The sequence below is a fragment of the Streptomyces sp. PU-14G genome, assembly GCF_041028275.1.
Taxonomy (GTDB): domain Bacteria; phylum Actinomycetota; class Actinomycetes; order Streptomycetales; family Streptomycetaceae; genus Streptomyces.
Genome location: NZ_JASKYT010000285.1, coordinates 1 through 9369, shown reverse-complemented (window position 1 = coordinate 9369; position 9369 = coordinate 1). Strand labels below are relative to the sequence as shown.

8 protein-coding genes are annotated in these 9369 nt (G+C 72.0%); all 8 read left to right on the top strand.

Translation table 11 applies throughout. The annotated features are described in order from the left end of the window. The first annotated feature begins 89 nt into the window (after positions 1–89). On the top strand, positions 90–770 hold the full coding sequence (gene infC / locus AB8Z75_RS25995) for a translation initiation factor IF-3 (RefSeq protein ID WP_114015815.1): 681 nt from the start codon (positions 90–92) through the stop codon (positions 768–770). A 103-nt stretch (positions 771–873) separates the two neighbouring features. After that, positions 874–1068, top strand: a complete 195-nt coding sequence (gene rpmI / locus AB8Z75_RS25990) for a 50S ribosomal protein L35 (protein ID WP_019360090.1) — start codon at positions 874–876, stop codon at positions 1066–1068. A gap of 102 nt (positions 1069–1170) precedes the next feature. Next, positions 1171–1554 (top strand): 50S ribosomal protein L20, encoded by a 384-nt coding sequence (rplT, locus tag AB8Z75_RS25985; protein WP_114020547.1) that lies wholly within the window; start codon positions 1171–1173, stop codon positions 1552–1554. A 202-nt stretch (positions 1555–1756) separates the two neighbouring features. Continuing rightward, positions 1757–2560, top strand: coding sequence for a TrmH family RNA methyltransferase (locus AB8Z75_RS25980; protein ID WP_369206029.1), 804 nt, complete (start codon positions 1757–1759; stop codon positions 2558–2560). Between the two features lie 110 nt (positions 2561–2670). After that, entirely contained in the window at positions 2671–3726 is a 1056-nt protein-coding gene (locus AB8Z75_RS25975; RefSeq protein ID WP_369206027.1) for an ATP-binding protein, read from the top strand. Positions 3727–3931: 205 nt separating this feature from the next. After that, a complete protein-coding gene (pheS, locus tag AB8Z75_RS25970) occupies positions 3932–5062 on the top strand; it encodes a phenylalanine--tRNA ligase subunit alpha (RefSeq protein WP_369206025.1) in 1131 nt (376 codons plus the stop codon). Continuing rightward, on the top strand, positions 5062–7620 hold the full coding sequence (gene pheT / locus AB8Z75_RS25965; RefSeq protein ID WP_369206023.1) for a phenylalanine--tRNA ligase subunit beta: 2559 nt from the start codon (positions 5062–5064) through the stop codon (positions 7618–7620). Before pheS ends, pheT begins: the two co-directional genes overlap by 1 nt. Positions 7621–7786: 166 nt before the next feature. Next, positions 7787–9369, top strand: a 1583-nt coding sequence (locus AB8Z75_RS25960; RefSeq protein ID WP_369206021.1) for an MFS transporter, incomplete at its 3' end; no start/stop codon positions are given.

Below are 9369 nucleotides of genomic sequence, written 5' to 3'. Positions count from 1 at the left end.
GGTCACAGGCGGTGCTCCCGGTCTGTGAGGAGCCCCGCCTGTGACCCGTCCGGGGCGCTTTGCGCTTTCTGCGGCGGTGGTCACCACTCATTACAGACTCGTGCGCGGTCGTCCGCCAGACGGTCGCGCGGTGTACCCGAGGAGGCCCCATCAGCGCCGAGCCCCGCATCAACGACCGGATTCGCGTCCCCGAGGTGCGACTCGTCGGTCCCAGCGGCGAGCAGGTCGGCATCGTGCCGCTTGCCAAGGCCCTTGAGCTCGCACAGGAGTACGACCTCGACCTGGTCGAGGTGGCGGCGAACGCCCGCCCGCCGGTGTGCAAGCTCATGGACTACGGCAAGTTCAAGTACGAGTCGGCCATGAAGGCCCGTGAAGCGCGCAAGAACCAGGCGCACACGGTCATCAAGGAAATGAAGCTCCGGCCGAAGATCGATCCGCACGACTACGACACCAAGAAGGGTCACGTCGTCCGGTTCCTCAAGCAGGGTGACAAGGTCAAGATCACGATCATGTTCCGCGGTCGTGAGCAGTCCCGCCCCGAGCTGGGCTTCCGACTGCTCCAGCGGCTCGCGGACGACGTGGCCGACCTGGGCTTCGTGGAGTCCAACCCGAAGCAGGACGGCCGCAACATGATCATGGTTCTCGGTCCGCACAAGAAGAAGACCGAAGCCATGGCCGAGGCCCGCGAGGCCCAGGCGGCCCGCAAGGCGGAGCGCCAGCAGGGGCCTGCTCCGGCCGAGGCGCCCACCGAGGAGACCGCCGAGGCGTGAGCCCTCCCGGGGCACCGCCCCGGAACCGATACGGAACAACTGACGCTTCCGCCTGCCCGCGTGGCGGTTCGGAAGCGTCACTGACGAGGAGAGAAACGGCGACATGCCGAAGAACAAGACGCACAGTGGTGCCCGCAAGCGCTTCAAGGTCACCGGCTCCGGCAAGGTGATGCGCCAGCGCGCCGGCCGCCGCCACCTTCTCGAGCACAAGCCGTCCACGCTGACGCGTCGCCTTGCCGGTAAGACCGAAGCGGCCCCGGCGGACGCCAAGAAGATCAAGAAGCTTCTCGGCAAGTAGGACCCCGCACGACCGGGACCCCATTCGATCCGGGCCGGAGCGGTCGACGCCGCAGCACGTCGAGCCCCCCGCCTCCCGGCCCCGCCTACAAGGAGTAATCACGTGGCACGCGTCAAGCGGGCAGTAAACGCTCAGAAGAAGCGCCGGGCGATCCTGGAGCAGGCCAGCGGCTACCGCGGCCAGCGTTCCCGCCTGTACCGCAAGGCGAAGGAGCAGGTCACCCACTCCTACGTCTACAACTACAACGACCGCAAGAAGCGCAAGGGCGACTTCCGTCAGCTGTGGATTCAGCGGATCAACGCCGCTGCCCGCGCCAACGGCATCACCTACAACCGCTTCATCCAGGGTCTGAAGGCCGCCTCCATCGAGGTCGACCGCAAGATGCTGGCCGACCTCGCGGTCAACGACGCGGCTGCTTTCACCGCGCTGGTCGAGGTCGCGCAGAAGGCGCTGCCGAGCGATGTGAACGCCCCGAAGGCCGCCTGAACGTCCGCGGTCGCGCCAGTGGGCGCACGCCCTGGATGATCCGCCGGTCTTCCTCCCCCAGCCTCCGGCCGGGGGCCCGCCTCTCGCCGCCGTGGTTTCCCTCTCCCGTGCTCCGCACAGGGGTGCCTCCACGGCGGCGAGAAGTGTGTGCGGCGGCCCGCAACCGTGGCCTTCTTCCCGGAAAGTGAGCGAACCCCCTCCCATGCCGCCCGAGTTGACCTCCCTGCGCTCGCCCCGAGTCACCGCCGCGCGCAAGCTCGGCAAGCGCAGCTTCCGCGCCAAGGAACGGCGGTTCCTCGCCGAGGGACCGCAGGCCGTGCGGGAGGCGCTGGCGCACCTGGTCGAGGTGTACGCGACACCTCAGGCCGCCGAGCGGCACGCGGACCTCCTCCAGGCCGCCCGCGCGGCACGCGTGCCGGTGCTCACCGCCTCGGAGGAGGTGATCGGTGAGATGGCCGACACGGTCACCCCGCAGGGCGTCGTCGGGCTCTGCCGCTTCCTCGACCGGCCCCTCGAACAGATCGTGGCGGCCCGGCCGCGCCTGGTGGCCGTCCTCGCCCACGTACGCGACCCCGGCAACGCGGGGACCGTCCTGCGCTGCGCCGACGCGGCGGGGGCCGACGCCGTGGTGCTGACCGACGCGTCCGTGGACGTCTACAACCCGAAGGCCGTGCGCTCCTCGGCCGGCTCGCTCTTCCACCTGCCGGTCGCCGTGGGCGTGCCCGTCGCGGAGGCGCTGCGTCAGCTGGCCGGTGCCGGGGTGCGGGTGCTGGCGGCCGACGGCGCGGGGGAGCGGGACCTGGACGAGGAACTGGACGCGGGACGGATGGCCTCGCCGACGGCCTGGGTCTTCGGCAACGAGGCCTGGGGGCTGCCCGAGGAGACCCGCGCGCTGGCCGACACCGTCGTGCGGGTGCCCCTCCACGGCCGCGCGGAGAGCCTCAATCTCGCCACGGCGGCGGCCGTCTGCCTCTACGCCTCGGCGCGCGCCCAGCGCACCCGGTGACCGCGCGCGGTGACAGACCGCACGGCGAGGGTGCCGCGCGGTAACCCTGAGCTAGTAGGGTGTCGGGCCCCGGGTGCCGGGACGAGGCGTGAAAAGAGGGGCGGTACGGGATGGACGTGAACCCCGACGACCTGCCCGACGGGCTCGTGATCGCCGACGCCGGCGGCGACGTCGTCTGCTTCAACGCGGCGGCGGCCCGCCTCACAGGCCGGGAGCCGGGCGAGGCGCTGGGCAGTCCGCTGCCCGCCGTGCTGCCGCTCGAAGACCTGGACGGGCGCCGCTGGTGGCAGCTGACCGACCCCTACCAGGGCCTTGCCATCAGCAACGGGCACCCCGAGCGGAACCTGCTGCTGCCGGGCGGACACGAGGTGCTCGTCTCGGCGCGGTACGTCCGCGCGCGGGCGCGGGGCCCCGTTCAGCGCGTCGTCGTCACCCTGCGGGGCACCGAGGCGCGGCGGCGCACCGAGCGCAGCCACGCCGAGCTGATCGCCACCGTCGCCCACGAGCTGCGCTCGCCCCTCACCTCCGTCAAGGGCTTCACCGCCACCCTGCTGGCCAAGTGGGAGCGGTTCACCGACGACCAGAAGCGGCTGATGCTCCAGACCGTCGACGCGGACGCGGGCCGCGTCACCCGCCTGATCGCCGAACTGCTGGACATCTCCCGCATCGACTCCGGAAGGCTGGAGGTGCGCCGCCAGCGGCTGGACATCGCCAGGGCCGTACGGCGGCACGTGGGCGCCCACCTCGCGGCGGGCGAGCCCGACTCCCGCTTCACGGTCGACATCGCCGCGGACCTGCCCGACCTGTGGGCCGACCCCGACAAGATCGACCAGGTGCTCGGCAACCTGCTGGAAAACGCGGTGCGGCACGGCGAGGGAACTGTCACCATCGAGGTGCAGCCCGCCTCGTCGCCCCGCGATCCCGGGGAGAAGGCCACGGCCGTCACGGTCAGCGACGAGGGGCCCGGCATCCCGGAGGAGTCCATGAGCCGTGTGTTCACCCGTTTCTGGCGGGGCAGCAGGCGCGGCGGCACGGGCCTGGGCCTCTACATCGTCAAGGGCATCGTCGAGGCGCACGGTGGAGTGATCACCGTCGAGCGGGCGCCCGTGGGCGGCGCCCGGTTCCGATTTACCCTGCCCGTGGGCGCCCCGGCCTTCCTGGCCTGAGCGATCAGCTCCGCTGATCCGCGATCACACGGCGCGCACGGGCCGACCCCGGAACCTGACCCGAGGCCGCTGCTCGGCCTCCGCGTATCTGCCACCAGGCGCGCCCCCGTAGACTCGGGCCCCGGCACGCGAGTCCGGGACGGGGCGCAGCCAGGGGGCACCTCCCAGCGACAGCTGGGAGACAAATCGGAAACCACGGGAAGAGATGTCGGCACCCAACAAGTCGTACGACCCTGTCGAGGTCGAGGCACTGAAACCGGAAGAGATCGACCGGGCCACCGACGAGGCGCTCGCCGCCGTCGCGGCGGCCGGTGATCTGGAGGCACTGCGCGAGGTGAAGGTGGCCCACGCGGGCGACCGCTCTCCGCTGGCGCTGGCCAACCGCGAGATCGGCGCTCTGCCCCCGCACGCGAAGGCCGAGGCCGGCAAGCGTGTCGGGCAGGCGAGAGGCGCGGTCAGCAAGGCGCTCAAGGCCCGCCAGGAAGAGCTGGAGCGGGAGCGCGACGAGCGGGTGCTGGTCGAGGAGGCCGTGGATGTCACGCTGCCCTACGACCGCCGCCCCGCCGGCGCCCGCCACCCGCTGACGACGCTCTCGGAGCGCATCGAGGACGTCTTCGTCGCGATGGGCTACGAGGTGGCCGAGGGCCCCGAGGTCGAGGCCGAGTGGCTGAACTTCGACGCCCTCAACATCGGGCCCGACCACCCGGCCCGCACCATGCAGGACACCTTCTTCGTGCGCGGCCAGGACGGCGCGCCGGCCGAGGAGGACTCCGGCGTCGTGCTGCGCACCCACACCTCGCCGGTGCAGATCCGGTCGCTGCTGGAGCGCGAGCTGCCGGTCTACGTCATCTGCCCGGGCCGCGTGTACCGCACCGACGAGCTGGACGCCACGCACACCCCCGTCTTCGGCCAGGTCGAGCTGCTGGCCATCGACGAGGGTCTGACCATGGCCGACCTGCGGGGCACGCTCGACCACATGGTGCGGGCGCTGTTCGGCGAGGGGCTCGGCACCCGGCTGCGGCCCTCCTACTTCCCCTTCACCGAGCCGTCCGCCGAGATGGACATGGTGTGCTTCGTGTGCCGGGGCGCGTCCGTGGGAGATCCGGACAACCCGTGCCGCACCTGCTCCAGCGAGGGCTGGATCGAGCTGGGCGGCTGCGGCATGGTCAACCCGCGGGTGCTGACGGCCTGCGGCGTCGACCCGGAGAGGTACAGCGGGTTCGCCTTCGGGTTCGGCATCGAGCGGATGCTGATGTTCCGCCACAACGTCGAGGACATGCGAGACATGGTCGAGGGTGACGTGCGCTTCACCCAGCCGTTCGGGATGGAGATCTGATGCGGGCGCCGCTGTCGTGGCTCCGGGAGTACGTCGAGGTACCGGCCTCCGAGTCCGGCCGGGACGTCGCGGCCAGGCTGATCGCGGCCGGTCTCGAGGTCGAGACGGTCGAGCAGACCGGGGCCGGTCTCACCGGTCCGCTGGTGGTGGGCCGGGTGCTGGCCATCGAGGAGCTCACCGGCTTCAAGAAGCCGATCCGCTACTGTCAGGTGGACGTCGGCCGGGGCCCTGAGGACCCGCAGAACATCGTCTGCGGAGCCACCAACTTCGCCGTCGGCGACAACGTCGTCGTCGTGCTCCCGGGCGCCGTGCTGCCCGGCGGGTTCGAGATCAGTGCCCGCAAGACCTACGGTCACGTCTCCGAGGGCATGATCTGCTCCGAGCGCGAGCTGGGCATGGGCGAGGACCACGACGGGATCATGGTGCTGCCGCCCGAGGCCGAGGTGGGTGCCGACGCGATCGAGCTGCTGGAGCTCGTCGACGAGGTGCTCGACATCGCCGTCACCCCCGACCGCGGCTACTGCCTGTCGATGCGCGGCCTGGCCCGCGAGACGGCCACCGCCTACGGGGTGCCGCTGCGCGACCCGGCGCTGCTGGACGTGGCCACGCCCAACGCGGACGGGTACACCGTCAGGGTCGCAGAACCGCTGGGGTGCGACCGGTTCACCGCCCGTACGGTGTCGGGCCTCCGCCCCGGCGCGGTCTCGCCGATCTGGCTCAAGCGAAGGCTTCAGAAGGCCGGCATGCGCCCGGTCTCGCTGCCGGTGGACATCGCCAACTACGTGATGCTGGAGCTGGGTCAGCCGCTGCACACCTACGACCGCCACCGCGTCCAGGGACCGATCGGGGTGCGGCGGGCCCACGGCGGCGAGAAGCTGACCACGCTCGACGGAGTGGCGCGCGTCCTCGACTCCGAGGACCTGGTCATCACCGACGAGCGCGGCCCCATCGGTCTCGCCGGCGTCATGGGCGGCGCCCACACCGAGATCGCCGACGGCGAGGACGGCGGCGAGGCGCAGCGCACCACGGATGTCGTGATCGAGGCCGCGCACTTCGACTCCGTCTCCGTAGCCCGCACCGCGCGCCGCCACAAGCTCTCCTCCGAGGCCTCCCGCCGCTTCGAGCGGGGCGTCGACCCGGAGGCCGCGGCAGCCGCCGCGCAGCGCACCGTCGACCTGCTGGTGCTGCTGGCGGGCGGCACCGTGGAGCCCGGCGTCACCGAGATCCGCACCCCCTCGGGCCCGCACACCATCCGGATGGCCGCCGACCACCCGGACAGGGTCGCGGGTGTCGGCTACGGCCGCGAGACCGTCGTGCGCCGCCTCCAGCAGGTCGGCTGCGACGTCTACGGGGACGTGGGGCCGAGCGCGCTGGAAGGCGGCGAGCGGTCCACCGAGGGCCCCGAGGAGCTGACGGTCACCGTGCCGTCCTGGCGGCCCGACCTGACCGACCCCAACGACCTGGCCGAAGAGGTCATCCGCCTGGAGGGCTACGAGAACCTGCCCGCCACTCTGCCCAGGCCGCTGCCGGGCCGCGGGCTGACCGAGCGGCAGCGGCTGCACCGCCGCGTGGGCCGGGCCCTGGCGGGCGCGGGCTACGTCGAGGCGCTGTCGTACCCGTTCGTCGGCGAAGCCGTCTTCGACCAGCTCGGCCTGGAGCCCGGCGACGCGCGCCGCCGCACCGTCCAGCTGGTCAACCCGCTCTCCGACGAGGAGCCCGGGCTGCGCACCACGCTGCTGCCCGGACTGCTGGGCGCGCTGCGCCGCAACGACGGGCGCGGCAGCCACGACCTGGCGCTGTTCGAGACCGGGCTGGTGTTCCTGCCGACCGGCACCGAGACGGCCGCCGAGCGGCTGCCCGTCACCCAGCGGCCCACCGACGAGCAGGTGGCCGCCCTGGACGGTGCGCTGCCCGAGCAGCCCCGGCACGTGGCGGTCGTCCTGGCGGGCGCCCGCGAGCGGTCCGGCTGGTGGGGCGGGGGCCGCACCGCCGACTGGGCCGACGCCATCGAGGCGGCCCGCACCGTGGCCGCCGAGGCGGGCGCCGAGCTGACGGTGGAGAACAGCCAGTACGTGCCCTGGCATCCGGGCCGGTGCGCCGCGCTGCACGTCGAGATCGACGGCAGCCGGACCCTGGCCGGGCACGCCGGTGAGCTGCACCCGCGCGCGCTGAAGGCGCTCGGGCTGCCGCCGCGCACCTGTGCGATGGAGCTCGACCTCGACCTGGTGGAGCGCGCCGGCGCGGGAGCGCTGCGCGCCCCGCACGTGTCCACGTTCCCGGTGGCCACCCAGGACGTGGCCCTGGTGGTCGACGCCTCGGTGCCGGCCGCCGAGGTGGAGAGCGCGCTGCGCGCGGGCGCCGGTGAGCTGCTGGAGTCGCTGCGGCTGTTCGACGTCTTCACCGGCGAGCAGCTCGGTGCGGGGCGCAAGTCGCTGGCCTACGCGCTGCGCTTCCGGGCCTTCGACCGGACGCTGAAGGCCGAGGAGGCCTCGACGGCGCGGGACGCGGCGGTCGCGGAGGCGGTCGAGCGCACCGGCGCGGTGCTGCGCGGGGCCTGAGAACGGCCCGCCACGGGGGTTGGCGAGGCGGCACGAAGGGGACATCCGCCACCGGCGGGTGTCCCCTTCGCCGTGGCGGATGTCCCCTTGGTCTCGCCTCATCTTTTCGGGTGAGATGACCGGTCGAGTCCCTGGTGGAGGGGCGGGGCTGGTTACGGGTGACGAGGTGGCAGCAGCGAACTCATCATCCCGTCCGGCGGACGCTCCGCTCCGCAGCCTGATCCCTGCACGTATCGACCGGATGCCCTGGTCCGGCTTCCACACGAAGATGATCGCGGCGCTGGGCTGTGCGTGGATCCTCGACGGGCTGGAGATCACGGTCGCCAGCTCGGTCACCTCGATCCTCACCCAGGAGGACACCCTCGGGCTGTCCTCCAGCGAAGCGGGCCTGATCGCGACCGTCTACCTGGTCGGACAGGTGACGGGTGCGCTCTTCTTCGGCCGGATGGCGGACAGGTTCGGGCGCCGGAAGCTCTTCCTGCTCACGTTCGGCGTCTATCTGTTCGGCAGCGGCATGACCGCGCTCACCTACGGACAGGGCCCCGGCTGGGACGGATACCTCTACCTGACCCGCTTCGTCGCCGGCACCGGCATCGGAGGGGAGTACGCCGCCATCAACTCGGCCATCCAGGAGATGATGCCGGCGCGCTTCCGCGGCCGGGTCGACCTGCTGGTCAACGGCACCTACTGGGCGGGCGCCATCGTCGGCACCCTCGCCGAGCTGATGATCCTCGCCTACTTCGACGACACGGTCGCCTGGCGCATCGGCTTCCTGCTCGGCCCCGTGCTCGGCTTCTCCGTGCTGTTCGTACGCCGCCATCTGCCGGAGAGTCCACGCTGGCTGATCATGAACGGGAGGGAAGACGAAGCGGAGGCCGCGATCGGCCGTATCGAGGCGGCGGTGCGCAGCCACGGCAAGAAGCTGCCGCCGGTCGACGAGAAGGACGCCATCGAGATCAGCGAGTCGGCACACAGCACCTACGTGACGCTGCTGCGGGTGCTCTTCAGGGAGTACCCCAAGCGCGCCGTGCTGGCCTCGACCCTGATGATCACCCAGTCGTTCCTCTACAACGCGATCTTCTTCACCTACACGCTGGTGCTCACCACGTTCTACGGGGTCTCCGCCGAGAGCGCCCCGATGTACCTGCTGGCCTTCGCCGCCGGCAACCTGCTCGGCCCCATCGTGCTGGGCCCCCTCTTCGACATCGTCGGCCGCCGCTGGCTGATCGCCGGCACCTACCTCTTCTCCGGGTGCGCGCTGGCGGTGACCGCCTCCCTGTTCGCGGCGAACGTCCTGACGGCGACCACGCAGACCGTCGCCTGGTGCGTGATCTTCTTCTTCGCCTCGGCCGGCGCGTCCTCGGGCTACCTGACGGCCGGTGAGATCTTCCCGCTGGAGGTCCGCGGCAAGGCCATCGCGCTCTTCTTCGCCATCGGCCAGGCCGCGGGGGCGACAGGCCCTTACCTGTACGGCTGGCTGATCGGCGACGGCAGCGACCGCGGCAGGCTCTACGTCGGTTTCCTCGTCGGCGCGATCATCATGGTCATCGGTGGGCTGGCCGAGACCTTCCTCGGCGTGGACGCCGAACGCAAACCGCTGGAGTCGGTCGCCAAGCCCCTCTCCGTCGTGCGCACCTCGGTCGGCGCGGCGCGCAGGCGGACGGTGCGGAAGCTGCGCAAGCCGGGCGCACCGCCGGGCGCGGGGGCGCCGCCGGGCGGGGAGCAGCCGCCGAGCGGAGCGCCGGGGGC